Consider the following 17546-nt stretch of genomic DNA (forward strand, 5'->3'; position numbering starts at 1 on the left):
TCAGGTTGTTGCCTTTATTATTTGACCCGATATTGCCATTCCCGACATTGTTCGAGCCGACATTATCACTTCCTTGATTGTTGTTGCCTTGGTTGCTGTTACCGTTGTTGTTAGAACCAATGTTACCGTTACCGGTATTGTTGTTGCCGTGATTGTTATTACCAGTATTATTGGATCCCACATTACTATTGCCAATGTTTTGGTCACCAAAATTGTTGGAACCAGCATTGCTGTTGCCAGTATTGCTATCGCCGATATTATTGTTACCGGAGTTGTTCGAACCTACGTTACCATTACCAGTATTGTTGTCGCCCGAGTTGTTTAAACCGGTATTGCTGTTACCGCTGTTATCATCACCAGAGTTGTTTGAACCTGAGTTACTGTTTCCGGTGTTGTTATCGCCGGTATTGTTGTCCCCCGTGTTGTTAGAGCCAGTATTACCGTTACCGGTGTTGTTGTTACCAGAATTATTCGAGCCCGCATTACCGTTGCCAGTATTGTTGTCGCCAGAATTATTTGAGCCGGTATTGCTATTACCGCTGTTATCATCACCAGAGTTGTTTGAGCCCGTGTTACCGTTGCCGATATTGTTGTCGCCAAAGTTGTTGGAGCCCAAATTACTATTTCCAGTGTTGTTGTTACCCGAGTTTTTCGAACCTGCGTTACTGTTACCGGTGTTATTATCGCCAGCGTTGTTAGAACCCGTGTTACTGTTGCCGGTATTGTCGTCACCGGAATTGTTCGAGCCCATATTATTATTACCAGTGTTCTCATCGCCGGAGTTGTTTGAACCCGAGTTATTGTTCCCAGTGTTGTTGTCGCCAGAATTATTCGAGCCGGTATTACCGTTACCGGTATTGTTGTCACCAGCGTTGTTGAAACCGGCATTGCTGTTGCCGGTATTTTTGTCGCCCGAGTTGTTGTTACCTGAGTTATTGTTGCCGGTATTGTTGTCGCCAGTGTTGTTCGAGCCTACGTTGCCGTTGCCAGTGTTGTTGTCGCCTGAGTTATTTGAACCGACATTGCTGTTGCCGCTGTTGTTGTCGCCGATGTTGTTCGAGCCGGCATTATTGTTACCAGTGTTGCCGTCGCCAAAATTGCTGGAACCCGAGTTGTTATTACCGGTGTTTTGATCACCTGAGTTGCTTGAACCTTTATTACCGTTTCCGTTGTTGTTGTCACCAATATTGTTCGAACCCGAGTTATCGTTTCCAGTGTTGCCATCACCGGAATTATTCAGGCCCGAATTGTTGTTGCCGGTGTTATTGTCGCCAGAATTGTTCGAGCCAGTGTTGCTGTTACCAGTATTCCTGTCCCCGGAGTTGTTTGAACCCGAATTGCTATTTCCAGTGTTGTTGTCGCCAGTATTGTTGTTACCGGAATTGTTAGAACCAGCGTTGTTGTTGCCAGTGTTGTTTGAACCAGCGTTACTGTTGCCGGTGTTGCTGTCTCCAGTATTATTCGAGCCCTTATTGCCGTTACCAGTGTTGCTGTCACCGGTGTTGCTATCACCAGTATTGTTCGAACCCTGATTACCATTACCACTGTTGCCGTCCCCGGTATTATTGTTCCCCGAGTTGTTCGAACCAGCGTTGTTGTTGCCGCTGTTGCTGTTACCAGAATTATTCGAGCCCGTATTACCATTACCAGTGTTGTCGTCCCCGGTATTGTTTGAACCCGAGTTACTGTTACCGGTATTGTTGTCACCGGTATTGTTTGAACCCGAGTTACTGTTACCGGTATTGTTGTCACCAGAATTATTCGAACCTGTATTGCTATTCCCGGTGTTGCCGTCACCAGTGTTATTGTCCCCGGTATTGTTTGAGCCCGAATTGCTGTTACCGGTGTTGTTGTCGCCAGTATTATTCGAGCCAGCGTTACTGTTACCGGTGTTATTGTCACCGGTATTGTTTGAGCCCGAATTACTATTTCCAGTATTGTTGTTGCCCGAGTTACTGTTGCCAGTGTTATTGTCACCGGTATTGTTCGAACCCGAATTACTGTTACCGGTGTTGTTGTCGCCAGAATTATTCGAGCCCTTATTACCGTTACCAGTGTTGTCATCACCGGTATTGTTGTTACCCGAGTTACTGTTGCCGGTGTTATTGTCACCAGTGTTGTTCGAGCCCGAATTGCTGTTGCCACTGTTGTTGTCGCCAGAATTATTCGAGCCCTTATTACCGTTACCAGTGTTGTCATTACCGGTATTGTTGTTACCCGAGTTACTGTTGCCACTGTTATTGTCACCAGTATTGTTCGAGCCCGAATTACTATTACCAGTGTTGCCGTCGCCAGTGTTGTTCGAGCCCTTATTTCCATTACCAGTGTTGTCGTCCCCGGTATTGTTGTTACCTGAGTTGTTGGAACCAGCATTGCTGTTGCCAGTGTTATCGTCACCGGTATTGTTGTTGCCCGAGTTGTTGGAACCAGTGTTGTCGTTGCCGGTATTGTTGTCTCCAGTATTGTTCGAGCCCTTATTTCCATTACCAGTATTGTCATCCCCGGTATTGTTGTTACCCGAGTTGCTGTTGCCGGTGTTGTTGTCACCAGTATTATTCGAGCCTGTATTGCTATTACCGGTGTTCTTGTCGCCGTTGTTGTTCGAACCGGCATTGCTATTTCCGGTGTTGTCGTCACCGGTATTGTTGTTGCCCGAGTTGCTTGAGCCTGTATTACTGTCACCGGTGTTTCGATCACCTGAGTTGTTCGAACCCGAGTTATTGTTGCCAGTGTTGTTGTCACCAGTATTGTTTGAGCCCGAATTGCTGTTACCGGTGTTGTTGTCGCCAGTATTGTTCGAGCCAGTGTTACTGTTACCGGTATTCTTGTCGCCGATATTGTTTGAACCCGAGTTACTGTTACCGGTGTTGCTGTCGCCAGTATTATTCGAACCCTTATTACCGTTACCAGTGTTGTCGTCTCCGGTATTGCTGTTGCCTGAGTTGTTGGAACCAGCATTACTGTTACCGGTATTCTTGTCGCCAGAGTTGTTGTTACCCGAGTTACTGTTGCCGGTGTTATTGTCGCCGGCATTGTTCGAGCCCGAGTTGCTGTTGCCACTGTTATTGTCACCAGTATTATTCGAGCCTTTATTACCGTTACCGGTGTTATTGTCACCGGTATTACCCGAACCCGAATTTCCGTTTCCAGTGTTGCTATCCCCGGAGTTGTTGTTACCCGAATTGTTCGAGCCCGAATTACTGTTTCCAGTATTGTTGTCGCCAGTATTGTTGTTTCCAGAGTTGTTGGAACCCGCGTTGTTGTCTCCGGTATTCTTGTCTCCGGAGTTGTTGTTACCCGAATTACTGTTACCGGTGTTGTTGTCGCCAGAATTATTCGATCCCTTATTACCGTTGCCAGTGTTGTTGTCTCCGGTATTGTCCGAACCCTTATTTCCATTACCAGTGTTGTCGTCTCCGGTATTGTTGTTTCCAGAGTTGTTAGAACCTGCGTTGCTGTTGCCGGTATTCTTGTCTCCGGAATTGTTGTTACCCGAGTTACTGTTGCCGGTGTTGTCGTCACCAGTATTGTTCAAGCCCGAATTGCTGTTGCCACTGTTGTTGTCGCCAGAATTATTCGATCCCTTATTACCGTTACCAGTGTTGTCATCACCGGTATTGTTGTTACCCGAGTTACTGTTGCCGGTGTTATTGTCACCGGTATTGTTTGAACCGGTATTACCGTTACCAGTGTTGTCGTCTCCGGAATTGTTCGAACCCGTGTTGCCGCTGCCATGATTATTCGCAGCAGTGTTCGCTGCAGCCGCTGTTTGTGCTGTACTGTTTTCCGCGGAGGCCACCGCCGCAGCACTGGCTGCTGAACTTGCTGCATTGAATGCTTCAACCGCTGCGCTACTTGCTGCAGAATTGTTTCCTTCTATGCTAGCCGAAGTTGCAACTACCGCAGCACTTGAAGCTTGGGCAGCATAGCTTTCCGCCAGTGATGCTGCTGCGCTTGCAGATTGAGCAGCCGAACTGATAGCAGCATCATCTGGCCAACTTGCTGCAGCACTGGCTGCTTCAGCTGCGGCGATTGATGCATTTTTCGCGGCTGTTTCCGCATCAGTAGCTGATTCAGAAGCAATTTTTGCATATTCAGCCGTTGCTCTCTTGGCGTATTCCTCAGCAGTCGCTGCTGCATCGATTGCACTCTTCTTGGCAACCGCAGCATTGCTGGCAGCCAAAAGCGCTGTAGCTGCCGCAGAAGAAGCTGTCGCTGTCGAACCAGCTACTTCAGCACTTGAAGCAAGAGCCGCGGCACTTGATGCAAGGGTAGCATAGCTGTTGGCCTCAGAACTTGCTAATAGGGCAACCGCAGCAGCACTGGCTGCATAACTTGCTGCAGTGGATTGCAGACTGCTGTTTGAGGCGTATGAATTAGCAACTTCAGCATAAGACGACGCAACATTCGCAAAGTCCGTTGCCTCTTGAGCACTTGATGAAGCTGCCGCTGCCGCACTTGAAGCAGCTGTTGCATAGATACTGTTAACCGTCAGTTTTGCCGGACCAAGCTTAATTGTCTGGGTTTTTTTATTGGAAGTATAACTAACGACCAAATAATAATAAGCACCATCAGTTAACTCAACATTATTCAGCGTCAAGCTATTGCTTGTTGCACCGGAAATGGCACTTCCTGAATTGTTGGCTGAATTAGCTTTATACCATTGATATTTAATATCGCCAGAATCCAACGTCGTCTGCGGGGTAAGCGTAACATCCGTGCCGACGTTGGCCGTTTGATCGGTAAGTCCATTGCCAATCGTGATAGTCTTAGAATCTGAATGTGTCGACCCATCACTATTTGTAATGGTGACAGTAATTGTCGTTTTACCGGTTTTAAGAGCCGTTAAATTACCAGTACTATCAATCGTGGCAACGGACAAATCACTACTGCTCCAAGTGACAGTCCCTGTGGCGTTGTCCGGGTCCGTTGCGTACGTATACGCCCCCTTCTGACCATCAAGAACATAATCATCACCACTAACAATCGTTATCCTACTTGCATGAATGTCATTTTCATAGACATCGACTTGATTAACATTGCTGTAGCCTTTGTTATCTAAAAAGAAACCGCTGGACTGAAAGTATGCTTGAAAACGTAGAGATCCTGCGTAGTCAGTTGTTTTAAAAGTTAATGTGCTCAAAACATTATGATTAAACACGCTGTTGCTTGGAATATTCGATATATTAACATCCTTAATATATTGCCCAGCATCCGCCACCGGCATCCATTTTCCTTGAACTAAAACATACCACGTGACTTTCCAAGTGGGATCACCAAGCCCAAATCCTGCATAGTAGCTGGCAGTTAACGTTGTAACCGTTTGTCCACCAGTCGTCGTTGAGACATTCTGCGGTGACACACCTTTCCCTGGCGTTAAGACAATACCGAGTGGAACCCAGGCATCACTGGAAACCGCTCCTTGCGTCGACGTGGTATCAAGTGAATAGTTCTTGACCCGTTCGGCCAGTGAGGACGCTGTGGCTGCATTGCTCATCGCCATTGAGGCAAAAGTTGATGCCTGAACCGCCGCAGAACTTGCTGCGGTAGCAAAAGAGCTCGCTGCAAGCAAGTCGTTGGCCGCCACGGCGCTGGATGCTAAGTTTAACTGATTCACTGCTTGCGTCGCGGCAATTATCTCTGAGCCGCGATTGAGGTCAACTTGTTGGGCAAAACTCGAAGCGGCACTCGCATACGCATAAGCTAGCGATGTGTTCTTAAGCGCGCTTGCGGAACTAGTAACCGCAGCGACCGAATTCGCTGTTGACTCAGCGGTTGTTGCGGCACTGGTAGCTGCGGTTATCTGGTCGCCATAAACCTTAGATCGGTTAGCGAAAATTTTTGCAATGCCTTCACTGCGGGCGCTAGTAGCTGCTGATACTTGCTGATAGGCTTGGCTCATTGTAGTATTAGCCGTTAAAGCAGCTAAAGAAGCCTTGTTAAAATCGCTACCCGCCGATTTAGCTTTTGCAGCTTCAATTGAAGCATTTTTTGCAAATCCAACCGCCAATGAGAGTGCTTGACTGGCCTGTGAGAGATAAGTCTGCGCATTAGAAGTAAACGCAGGATCAAGGGTGGCAAATGCGTTATTAAGCTCCGCATATTCGGAACTTGCCAAGGAGGCTGCCTGACTAGCCGCTGAAGCAGCCGCACTTGCGTTGATGGCATAGCTGGAAGTCAAGTATTCGGCAGTTTTGTCTTGTTCGGCACTTGATGAATCGGCCGCAGCTGCGAGCATCGCAGAATTAACAAATTCTTTGGTCTTGGCAGCGGCAGCATCTACCTCAACCGCCGCTGAACTAATAGCAATAGCGCTTGAGGAAGCTAATGCAGCGTATGAAGCCGCAACAGCATATTGACCATTACTTTCGGCACCTGCAGCACTTGCGGCAGCATCACTGGCCGCTTTAGCTAGGCTGCTAGCTAAACTGGCAGCAGACTGTGCAACAGCCGCGGCTGAAGTTGCCTGACTCGCAAGAAAAGATGCTGCCTGACCATTTGTATCAGCATTTTGCTGCATGTCTGTGATGGCTTGACTGGCTGTAGTACCAGCAGCAGTTGCTAAAGAGGCGGAACTAGCAGCCTGATTACTTGCTGTCTTTGCTTGCTCAGTGTAAGAACCTTTAGGGTCACTAACGAGAATCGTGATGGTGTTAGAGGCAGCACTGAAAGTTTTCGTGAAAACCCCCCACTCGCTTCTTGTTCCGCTTGCGACTACTTGGAAGAAGTAAGTGCCAGCAAAGTCTGGTTTAAATGCCAGTGAAGCATCTGAATTGCTAATCTTCTGCCAATTCTTACCGTCAGTTGACTCGTACCAATTATAGGTTGGGGTACCTTGAACCTTGTTGTTCGGTCCTAAGTTGCCAATTGTTGTACTTAAATTTGCGGTACCGCCTAACGTTAATGCATTCGTCGACGTTACTAAGGATAACGTCGCTTCCGGGGTATCTGATTTTTCAGCTGACTGTGTTCCGGAAATATCCTTGTTAAACTGTGCCGCCAAACTGGCTGCCTTTTGCGCTGCAACCGCATAGGAAAGTGCTGCAGCAGCGACAGTACCGTTGACGCCGGCCAACGAGTTCGCCACTTGAACGCTAGCAGGTTGAATGGCGGCATTGCTGCTGGCCACAGCTGCTGCGCTGGAGGCTTGGTTAGCTAAGCTCGTTGACTGTCCAGCATAACTAGTTGCCTGAACTGTTTTGGCAGCAGATGCGGTTGATGAAGCAAGGCTTACTGCACTATCCGCGACACTGGCAGCAAGGCTCGCTGATGAAGTCGTTTTAGCCCGAAAATCAGCAATCGCCAAAGAGTTGGCCACCTCAGCGCTTGAAGAAGCTGCATTGTACTGAGTAATAGCCTGCACATCAGCAGTATCTGCCTGCGTTTTAAACTGGGCTAAAATAGCATCCCCTGCCACAACAGCATCGAAGTTGCCGCTAGCGGCTGCTGAACTTGCTGCCTGATACTGTGCGGCTGCAGATGCTGCTGCTTGCGCGGCTGTGGTTGCTGCCTGACTAGCACTAACTGCAGCTGAAGAAGCAGCAAAATAAGCCGTCTTCACATCGTTGTTACCCGCAGCATACTGGGTCGCAGTATAGGCGGACGTCACTTTTTGTGTGGCCGCACTGGCTTGTCCCCTAGCTCTGTCGGCAACTAATGCTGTCGCCGCTGCCGCACTGCTTTGCGCGGCTAAAATACTCGGCATGGCCGCTACAGCTGCATCATGCGCGGCGGTTGAAGCCAGCCCGGCGTAACTGTCAATTAACGATGCGGCACTTTTCGCATTTGTTGTGGCGGTTGATGCTGCTGCACTGTTCTTTTGTTCAGCATACATCGATGCCAATGTTGCATAGTGATTGGCGAGCTTCTGGGCATCAAGTGCACTGTTATAAGCTTGGGTTGCCTTTGTTGCCGCGGCACTGGCATTGGTATTGCCAGCTGCTCGACTAGCATAACTGTCAGCTATAGCAGCAAAGGATGACACGGTTGCTAACTCAGCGGAAACCGATTTAACCAGTTCCGGATCAACGGTACTTGGCGCCTCACTTGAAGCCGCCACCGATGCTGCACTGGTTGGCGTAGTTGCCGTTGGTTGCGATGGCGTCGCTGCGGATGATTCAGCTGCCGAACTAGCAGTTGAACCTGTACTTTGACTGGCTGCCGATGCGGTAGCGTCCTTTGTATTTGGTGCGGCAACCTGGCTGCTGGTGGCAACACTGTCATCAGCCAATACCTGCTGCGTCTGGCTCACTTGCGCACTGCCAAGCCCCAACGCAAGAACGAACATGGAAGCAAAAACCCAATGCTTCCCATCTTTATACATCCTAAAGTTCGTTTCTTTTACATTTTTATTTCGCTTTAAATTAATGAAAGCCATGTGCTAATTCCCCCCTAACGCCTTGGATGCCAGCGATGCCGAGAGATCAGAACTCGCAGTTTCCTGGATGTCTTTCATCGCCTTTTTCCAAGCCGTTTCGGCATTTGCCTGCGAGAAATCTCCTCGTTTTTCCAATGCGGCAGTGTGCATTTGTTCCCATAGTTTCCGATCCGACAAAATCTTTGTCACTTTTGCTGCCATATCCGTTATGGCGCCGTTTTTTGCAAGATAGCCATTGACGCCATCCGCAACCAACGCTCTTGCACCATAAGGAGTATCGTAAGCAACAATTGGAACACCATAACTCATTGCCTCTAGTAAGTTCATCCCAAAGCCCCCATTTCGGGAAGTCTGCAAGATGACGCTTCCTTTTTCATAGACGTTTGCTAACTGATCGCCAGTGATATAATCAGCAAAAGCCACCTGCTCGCGTACGCCTTCTTTTTTTGCTAAGTCCTTGAGCTTCTCGAGATAGTCTTGATCAACCGCATAACCCCGAAACTCAAGCTTGGCATCGGGAAACGTTTCGCGAACTTTGGCTAAAACGCGGATTGCCTGATCAGGACGTTTTTCTGGCGAAAGTCGCCCTACAAACAAAATCAGATGCGGATCGCGTTTTGCTTCGTTGATTGGTTTCGGGCCGCGCGGAACATAGGTATCTGGCGCAACGATCACTGGCAGATCCGGCAAACGTGCGCGCAAATCTTTTTGTTCCGCCACAGTGGCAACGATGAGCCCGTCAAAATCTGCGCGGTGCTCTTCAAGTAACGGTTGATAAGCCGGCAGCCAGTCAGCACGCTTGCCCGACCGCCGCAACGGCACGTCATGCAGGTATGCCCACTTGCTACCAGCTTGTTGGACACTTGCCACGACATAGTCCAAATCGCGCCGATCAGAAATCAACAGGCTATGCGGATGCGCAGCCGTCAGTTCATTCAGTAAAAATAAAAACAGCTGGTCTTCGAGATTAAACCGAAAGTTACGCCCTTTATAATCCAAAAGCTTCCACATTGTCGGCTGAACGTTGCCCTCAATATTCATATGTGTTACTTCGAGAACCGTTTTGCCTGCCAAATTTAAAAATTTTTGGACGGCAAGCTGCCCATCCGGATGAAAATAGTCGACTGACGACTTGAAGCCGCGCCAATCAAAGTTTTCTCTAACCGTTGGATTATTAAAACGATCCAAATACGTGATGCTATGAACCAAGCCGACAGTCCCTGGCATGACCTGAATCTTGGCAATTTCTCGACCAGCCTCGTTAATCATTGTTTTGTTAGGGCCATGTGCAATCAAATGATATTCATCCAGAGGAATCTGCGACAGGAGGCGTAGATTTTGTTCGCGCCGCGGCACATCCATTGTTCCTTGGAAGAAATCGTACATATTGAGCACATCTTCTGCTTGCAGCCCTAAATCAAGGCGATTATGGGCTAACAACGGATTGTAGTTGCGTGTCACATACTGCGCACGAAGACCCATATCTTTAAAAAGGTGAACCCGTTGCGCTTGGGAAAACTCGGTACCGGAATTCATGATGAAAAGATCGTTGCCGATAAAATAATTCATGCCTTTTTCCTCATTGTTTGTGCGCAAATGCTGGCACGGCCTGTAACTTACTAGGCCATTTGGACTGAGCATCTTTTAGTAGTGCTTGCCAAGCCTGCCATACATTGGTTTCTGAATACCGCTCTGCCGAATCATAAGCACCGGTCGAATAGTGTTGTGCCAGTTCCGGATCGCGCAGTACATCAAGTATGGCGGCTGCCAACGCCTTGTAATCGCCATTAGCCACAATTCGACCGTTGATCCCATCTTCAATAATTTCATTGGGTCCATAGTTGACATCGTACGTGAACCCGATCAGCCCGTGTGAAATGGCCTCCATGATGCCCAGGTTAAATCCTTCCATCCGCGACGTGAGGCCATACATCATGGCATGATTTTCAACTTCTGCAATATTAGTGGTGTAACCTTTAAACTTCACAACATCTTCCAGGTGATTCTCTTTGATCGCCGCTTCAATCGCTCGCCGCGCCTTGAAGTTTTCTGAAGGATCCGCATACCCGTATAAATCTAAGCTGACAGCAGGTATCGCGCGATGCACGATACCGATGGCCCGCACCAGATCATCAAGGCGTTTTTCCCAAGCGATACGGGCAAAAACGACCATTTTGCCAAACTGCCGCTTTGCTACGGGAATTCGTGGTTCGGCTAACTGGTGATCAGGAATAATGCCCACAGGAATGGTAAACAGTTTTGTCTGCGGCGAAAACCGTGCCTCAACGTCCCGAGTTTGCCGGTGAGTCGCTGAAACCACGGCATCGTAACCGTTCATGGCGTGCATGCCAAACTCATAAAAGTTGTTCAAAATAGCATGCATCGGATCTTGCGAGTCGCTGGCGTGCGAGTTGTGCAAGTAAAACACCGTATACGCTGGCCTTTTCAGATGGAGCAAGCCCCAATCCCCTAAATGTGCGCGATCAAGCACAAAAATATTCGGTGTCGTTTCTGACCAAAAAGCCTCGTTAAGTAAATCAAAAAAATGTTTGGTCAGACGCTCAATCGTATCGAATTGACGAACAGTTCCATCCCGGTCAATCAACCGCCAGCCTGACTTTTGGCGCTTGCCAACCGCGTCATCCTTATTAAAAGTTTCCAAAACCGTTTTTCCGGCAGGCGTTTGCCAAGTCTCCGTGCCGATTTTGTTGTCTGGTGTATACCATTGACTTAGTGATACAAAACCGCGACTGTCATAGTGATCGACCCGAAAAAGATTGTTAAAACCGTCAAAGAGTTCAACCGACTGAACTGTCCTATCGTCATTCAAATTAACCCGTGCAACCAGCTGCCCGCGTGCCGTGAAGACCAGATCCCGCGTCTCCTCATGTTGTACGTGTGTATTCATGACCCCAAAGTCAAGCTCTGCCGTAACAATATTTTTGGAAGGGACATCTAACGCTTCCTGAAAATAGTCAAACATGCCAATCAGTTGTCGATCCGCAATTCCAGCCTCTTTGGCGTGAACGTGGAGTTGTGGGTCCCAGTCGCGGATCACGATACGCGACTCAACATGATGAGCATTAAAGAGTCTAAAGCGAGCCAGTTCCGCATGTTCAATCCCCGATTTCTGTTTGGGCATTGATGCGTTTATGAAGAAATTCATACTTGTAAAATCCTCCTGCAACGCTTCCACTGGATTAGACGGCCATTAACGAACACAAATTTCAGTGACTTTCGGTACCATCTCCCTCCTCGTTGTTTGGGTTTAACCAAACTTACGTTATATTATATCTGATAGAATTAATTTTTTACAGTTATTACCTCGGTTTATTTTTTAAACATATTTTTGGTTTAATTGCTTATAAGTTCCGCCATCTCAACACTTCTAATAACTTATGGTTAAATTAAAAAGGTGGGCTGAAAAGGCTTTCGAGAACGATTTTGCAGAGAACATGTTCATAATTATGAAGTTATTTAATATACCGAATTCGCTTATCAATCGTTTGAGTACACCCGCTGACTTAACACCAATGGCAACTGGAATCGCCCACAAAAAAACTTCATTTCAGCCATTTGTTCGTGACTGAAATGAAGCTACTATCGAAAACTAAATTTAAGCTGCCACCGATCCACACGGGCAAGGGCACTTCATCGTAAGGCAATTAGCCTTACCCTTTCGCTCCTCATGTGACATCGACATCCATTTACATCAAGTTACTTTTTATTCGCCGGTTTGCCGACAGATTTGCCTGACTGCAATTTCGCAGCCAAATCAAGAATATAGGCCCGCAGCTCATCCTTGACTTCTGGATGGGTTAAGCCATATTCAATATTGGTTTTGACATAACCGAATTTGTTACCGACATCATACCGATCGCCGGTAAACTCATGGGCGAAGACCCGTTGCGTTTGATTCAGTGTATCAATGGCATCAGTCAGCTGGATTTCGTTTCCTTTACCCGGCTTTTGGCTTTCAAGAATGTCGAAAATCTCCGGTGTCAATAAGTAACGGCCGATAATTGCCAAGTCGCTTGGTGCATCAGCGACTGCTGGCTTTTCAACGAACTTCTTCACGTTGAAGAGGCCTTTGGAGACTTCTTTTTCAGGATCAATGACGCCGTAAGCCGATACCTCATCATGTGGAACTTTCTTAACGGCAAGAATCGAGGCATGGGTCTTATCGTACTCATTGATGAGTTGTTTGGTTAACGGAACCTTGTCGTTCATCAAATCATCGCCAAGCATCACAACGAATGGCTCGTCGCCTACAAACGACTTAGCCAACCGAACGGCATCCCCAAGGCCACGCGGATATGGCTGGCGCACGAAGAACAAGTTAACCCCGATATCAGTGGTTGAATGAACAAGCTGCAACAAGGCATCTTTATGTTTTTCTTTTAGATTTTGTTCCAATTCAGGAGCCGAATCGAAATGGTCCTCAATCGAACGCTTTTGTTTACCCTCAACAATCAGAATATCTTCAATACCACTGGCTTTAGCTTCTTCAACGATGAATTGAATGGTCGGTTTGTCAACAATTGGCAACATTTCCTTAGCTAAAGCTTTTGTTGCCGGCAAAAAACGGGTCCCAAGCCCAGCTGCCGGAATGACTGCTTTACGAACTTTCACACGCATACAAGTCCCTTCTCTACTAATTTAACTACCTACTCTACTATACTAGAAACCGCTTGCGAAGAGTACACGATTCCGCTAATTCTAAGAAAGAATTCATAACTTCATCGCAAAAAAATAAAAAAATCTCGGTTATTGTCAAAATGACCGGGATTTTTGTTAATCATTAATTTCATGGACTTTGAACTTCAGCGGTTCAATATGGTGCTTTCGCCAAGCCGCCAACAACGGCTGAATGGCCTGATGGGAATCAATCAAGACAATCCCACAGTCACCACCGCCTGCTCCTGACGATTTAGCCGCGCCACCTGCTTCTTCAGCCAGCGTCACCAATTGCCGCAAAGCCGGCGTTTGAATTGCAACCCCGGAAAAGTGTGCCAACTCGTCCAACAATTCACGGTTACGGCGAATGCCAGCCTGAATATGACTGAGCGAATGTTCCCTAAAGCCGGTAATGAGTTTCTCAAGTGTCTCGCGACTTGCCGTCAAAAACTGTTGATAAAGTTGTGGCTTTTTGGCTTTAGCCAAGGTGATTTTATCGACTAATTGTGATGTCGATGCTGGCGAACCGGTCCAGCCAACCAGTAGTTGCATATCTGCTGGCGCCGTTAACAACTCAATTGACAAATCCGGCCAGTCAGCTTTGATCAAATCTGCCAGTGACATCTGATTTCTGGCAGCCGCCAACCATGCCTTGTCAAATGAGCGGTAGGCGATCCATCCACCATAAACCGATGCAGCAATGTCACCTAAAGAGCCATTACCCTGAACATCGAGGTGGGCAATGGCCGCAAGCTTATAAATCTGGTCTTTGGACATCTTCAAATCATAAAACTTGGCAAGCGCTTTGATCGTCGCGACTGTCACCGCTGCGGAACTCCCCAAACCATACTTCTTTCCGTCTTTGGCATCCAGTTGCGAATCAATATAAAGCTTGTATAAAGCAAGCGGTTTATTTAATTCACGCGCATACTGTTCCGTTAATTTAATCGCCGAGAGAATGTAATGAAATGGATTATCCCGGTTATCAAAAACCATCTCATCGCCTTGGCGTTGCCAGTATAGCGAATTTTCTTGATACTGTTCAGACACGATACTGCCGAAATGCTTCGCGGCTTCGACTGTCACGGTGACAAATTGATCCAATGCCACAATGATTGCCGGGAAGCCGGTTTCGACCACCGCGTATTCACCGGCAACATAAAGTTTGCCTGGCGCCTGCGCTGTTATCACACAATCAGAACCCTTCAATTTTCATTAATCAAGGACCCCAGAAGGAATCCGACTGTAAGTATAGCTGACCTGAAGTGACAAAAATGTTAGTCAGCAAAAACCTTACCCTTTTTAAAGAAATACCTTAATTATTTTAGCAGACATTAGACTTTCTGCAAGAGCGTGAGCAGGAGCACTTAGAAATGGAAAAATAAGCCGCTTATCATTTTTGCTGTCCAGGATCCAAAAACGCTAACTGTTTCTCCTTAATCTCGGCAAACGTCTGCCACCACATTCTTTCCCAACGCGTGGTTGGCGTGAACTTATCCCATGGCATTGGAAAATAGCCATTCGAGGCAAAATGAATGATTCCAGGCCGGTCCAATTGGCTTCTTATCTCATTGACCCGTTGCGGTGCCAAATGTTCATACTTATTCAGTAACCGATCATCGTATTGCAGATTAAACCGCCACGGCAACAGATGAATGTGCTGATAAAAGACAATATTGATAATATTTTGGTCACCATACGGGTAATTACGCCGATTGATGGCAGCCATCATCTTGTCAAACGGCGCAAAAGCTCGATAGGCGCGGGCATTAGCCACAAATACCCCTGCATTGATGTACTGGTCTGTACTCGGCAGGAAAAATTTCTTTGCCCGATTATGATTCGGATGCGTGGCGTCTTCGTAATCCAAAACCCCGCCAAGGATGTCTCCTGGCGTTAGCTGATCAAACAGTTCATTCACATCGGTTGTGACCAGCACATCATTGTCCAAATACGCCAACTGATCATACGCCTGGAAATAATAAGGCAGCAACAGCCGCCAAAGGACCATTTTCGGCAATTTCGTGCCTGTTTCAAAATGATCCGAGACTTTTCCCATCATCTCGTATGGCGGCGTCCAAAAATCAATCGATATTTGTCCCTTGCCATACAATTGGGGCATTTGGCGAACGAAGTCGATATCTTCTTGATATCCACCTTCCAGTATCACCAGTATTTTCAGCGGGTCGTCTGATTCATAATGCTTGATTAAAGATGTTATCGCCGTAGCGGTCAACATAATATGTAAACCTTTTACACAAAAGACGACTGCTCGATTAGCCATCTAACATCCTCCTTTCATAATTATCAGGTAACAGATTACGAATCTTGATCGCGGTTGCACGTCAAAACTTTTCTTTAGGGTTGTCAAATCATCTTCTTCAGCGATTTATATCAATGTAAGGCAAAACAAACGCCTTACCAATTCAAACCACTGTTAACCGATATCGGCCGAGTCGTTAACAAACCAGTCATTCATTATAAGGAGGAATCACCATGAGCCGCAATATCACGCGCCAAACGATTGTTTATACCCTGACCGACCCGGAGAACGAAGCATTCAAGCAGGTACGTCGGATGAACAACGTTGACCCTAATGCCAAAGACGAAGAATTGCTGGCAATCGGTCAAGCGTTTGCGAAGCTTTATCCAAACGCATCACTGACCAGCACCGTCTTGCAACAACAAGCTGCTGTCGTTGCCTAAGTTAACCGGAGGGATTATTAATGAAAACACTGATTTTTAGTTTCAAGTCCGAAGCTGGTAAAGCCACAAGCATTCGGATCAACAAATACGACGCTGAGATCACGGCCGACCAGGCGCAGCAATTCGCCGACGCCGTTGCCCAGGCACAGGCTTTCAAAAAGGAAGGCATGAATCTGTATGCCACACCCGTCAGTGCTAAAGTGACCGAAACCAACAGCACCGACCTCTTCACCACCGAAAAAAAGCCCGCGTAAAGTAAAGGATCAAAACTGACCTCCCCTCTTAACACGGCACCCCATTTTCCATGATGATCGATATGAAGCAGCCATCACCTTCTTTTGAGGGCGATGGCTGCTTTTTTGGTGAGCGTGAGCCGGTGCAGTTAGGAGCCTGCGTGTAAGCGGCCTTGGTCGCAATGGCGCGTCCTTTGCCATTGCGACCAAGGTCCTTACACGCAGGCTCCTGCGCCGGGGAACGCGTTATGGTGAGCGCGTTATAGAAAGCGGAAATTCGATTTCACATTTGCCAACAAAAGAACAAATTACCCCTCAACATGACCTACCATCACGACTCCTTCTTCGGCTCATCGCTTTCACGACCGGCCAGCTTATTCAAGTCATCAAATGTTGGCAAGCCCAGCAAATGCGACCAGGCGCGCAACTTACCTAAAAGGCTTGCTTTCCCCGGCTTGTCTGCCGCCAATGCATTGGCATCCCCGGCCGAAATAATGCCTTGAAATTCGCGGGCATACTGCGCTAAAACCATTCCTAACTGCTGCGCGTAGCCCCAGTTAGCCACTAACTGCCGCGGCGACATTTTCGATAACACAAACAAACTCAACGCCGCATACCGGCGTACTGCCAACGAAGTCAGTTCCGGTTTTTCCCGCGCAAGCGTCAGGAAAACGGCACCCAGTTGGTGAATGGCTTCCAGATCGCGCTTTTGAAATTTAGCATGAACGCTACTGGTCGCGTTAAATCGGTAGTAATATCGCGGTTGATCGACAAAATGAATTTGATCAATGCGTGGCAAGAGTTGGCCGATGAAATAAGCATCTTCAAGTAAATTAAAGTTGGCAACCGGCACTGGCTCCTTGAACAAATCGGCGCGAAACATTTTATTCCATAAATAACCACGCAGATCATGGTCCTCAAGCCAATACCGATACTTGTCATCACCTTCGATTGTAAATACCGGCGCGTGAAACGACCGGGCTTTAATTTTAGTGCCGCCAATATAGTTATAGTAATTGACCACCGTCATATCGACCCGCGGTGTTTGCATTCCTTCTGCCATAGTGGATAACCACTGAGGGTGAACCAGATCATCGCTATCCATGAAAGCGAGGAACGAGCCCTTGGCGTGTTCAATGCCAACCTGCCGTGCGCGGGCCTGACCACCATTTTTAACCCGAATAACATGCAATCGCGCATTCTGGCGGGCATAGGCTGCTAAAATAATCTTACTGGTATCCACTGACCCGTCGTCCACGCAAAGGATCTCAAAATTTGAATAATCCTGAGCCAACAGACTATCCAGTGCCTGAGCCAAATACTTTTCGGCATTATAGACCGGCGTGATGACTGAGATCAATGCTTCATGAGCTGCCATATCGTCCCTCTTTTTCCTTGTTCCTACAATGTTCTATTGTCCGACAGCACGGCGGCCAAAAGCGATATATTTAGCCAAATAAAACAACAAAAGCAGGAAACAAATGGCTGCTTCCTGCTTGCAGATTCCGTGATAGCTGGTTTTGATCAACCGTTTCTCCTACCTTAATCCGGCT

The 17546-nt window shown here is 47.4% G+C and carries 9 protein-coding genes; 2 read left to right on the forward strand and 7 right to left on the reverse strand.

Going from position 1 to position 17546, the window contains the following annotated elements:
• The 6 genes from GSO_RS17690 to GSO_RS03575 all read right to left on the reverse strand — a co-directional run.
• Positions 1–8377: KxYKxGKxW signal peptide domain-containing protein (locus GSO_RS17690; RefSeq protein WP_010489087.1), on the reverse strand; the 8377-nt coding region annotated here is incomplete at its 3' end.
• 3 nt (positions 8378–8380) lie between these two features.
• Complete coding sequence (locus GSO_RS03555; RefSeq protein ID WP_010489090.1) at positions 8381–9946, reverse strand: glycosyltransferase; 1566 nt, start codon at positions 9944–9946, stop codon at positions 8381–8383.
• Positions 9947–9956: 10 nt separating this feature from the next.
• Complete coding sequence (locus GSO_RS03560) at positions 9957–11543, reverse strand: glycosyltransferase family 4 protein (RefSeq protein WP_010489092.1); 1587 nt, start codon at positions 11541–11543, stop codon at positions 9957–9959.
• 551 nt (positions 11544–12094) lie between these two features.
• On the reverse strand, positions 12095–13009 hold the full coding sequence (galU, locus tag GSO_RS03565; protein ID WP_010489094.1) for a UTP--glucose-1-phosphate uridylyltransferase GalU: 915 nt from the start codon (positions 13007–13009) through the stop codon (positions 12095–12097).
• A gap of 162 nt (positions 13010–13171) precedes the next feature.
• Positions 13172–14245, reverse strand: coding sequence for a phosphomevalonate kinase (locus GSO_RS03570; protein WP_010489096.1), 1074 nt, complete (start codon positions 14243–14245; stop codon positions 13172–13174).
• Between the two features lie 202 nt (positions 14246–14447).
• Entirely contained in the window at positions 14448–15338 is an 891-nt protein-coding gene (locus GSO_RS03575; RefSeq protein WP_010489099.1) for a glycosyltransferase, read from the reverse strand.
• 212 nt (positions 15339–15550) lie between these two features.
• Here GSO_RS03575 and GSO_RS03580 point away from each other — a divergent pair, with 212 nt between their 5' ends.
• Together GSO_RS03580 and GSO_RS03585 are read left to right on the forward strand one after the other, a co-directional pair.
• A complete protein-coding gene (locus GSO_RS03580) occupies positions 15551–15760 on the forward strand; it encodes a DUF1659 domain-containing protein (RefSeq protein WP_010489101.1) in 210 nt (69 codons plus the stop codon).
• A gap of 20 nt (positions 15761–15780) precedes the next feature.
• Complete coding sequence (locus GSO_RS03585; RefSeq protein WP_010489103.1) at positions 15781–16014, forward strand: DUF2922 domain-containing protein; 234 nt, start codon at positions 15781–15783, stop codon at positions 16012–16014.
• Positions 16015–16324: 310 nt separating this feature from the next.
• Here the strand turns inward: GSO_RS03585 and GSO_RS03590 are convergent, their stop codons facing one another.
• A complete protein-coding gene (locus GSO_RS03590; protein WP_010489105.1) occupies positions 16325–17371 on the reverse strand; it encodes a glycosyltransferase family 2 protein in 1047 nt (348 codons plus the stop codon).
• Positions 17372–17546 lie beyond the last annotated feature (175 nt).

Source organism: Lacticaseibacillus zeae DSM 20178 = KCTC 3804 (genome assembly GCF_000260435.1).
In the GTDB taxonomy this organism is placed as follows: Bacteria; Bacillota; Bacilli; order Lactobacillales; family Lactobacillaceae; genus Lacticaseibacillus; species Lacticaseibacillus zeae.

What these genes read in the sequence shown, in the direction of transcription:
- GSO_RS03585 (WP_010489103.1), top strand. Translation starts at nt 15,781, where the DNA reads ATGAAAACACTGATTTTTAGTTTCAAGTCCGAAGCTGGTAAAGCCACA.
- GSO_RS03555 (WP_010489090.1), bottom strand. Translation starts at nt 9,946, where the DNA reads ATGAATTATTTTATCGGCAACGATCTTTTCATCATGAATTCCGGTACC.
- GSO_RS03560 (WP_010489092.1), bottom strand. Translation starts at nt 11,543, where the DNA reads ATGAATTTCTTCATAAACGCATCAATGCCCAAACAGAAATCGGGGATT.
- GSO_RS03580 (WP_010489101.1), top strand. Translation starts at nt 15,551, where the DNA reads ATGAGCCGCAATATCACGCGCCAAACGATTGTTTATACCCTGACCGAC.
- GSO_RS03575 (WP_010489099.1), bottom strand. Translation starts at nt 15,338, where the DNA reads ATGGCTAATCGAGCAGTCGTCTTTTGTGTAAAAGGTTTACATATTATG.
- GSO_RS03590 (WP_010489105.1), bottom strand. Translation starts at nt 17,371, where the DNA reads ATGGCAGCTCATGAAGCATTGATCTCAGTCATCACGCCGGTCTATAAT.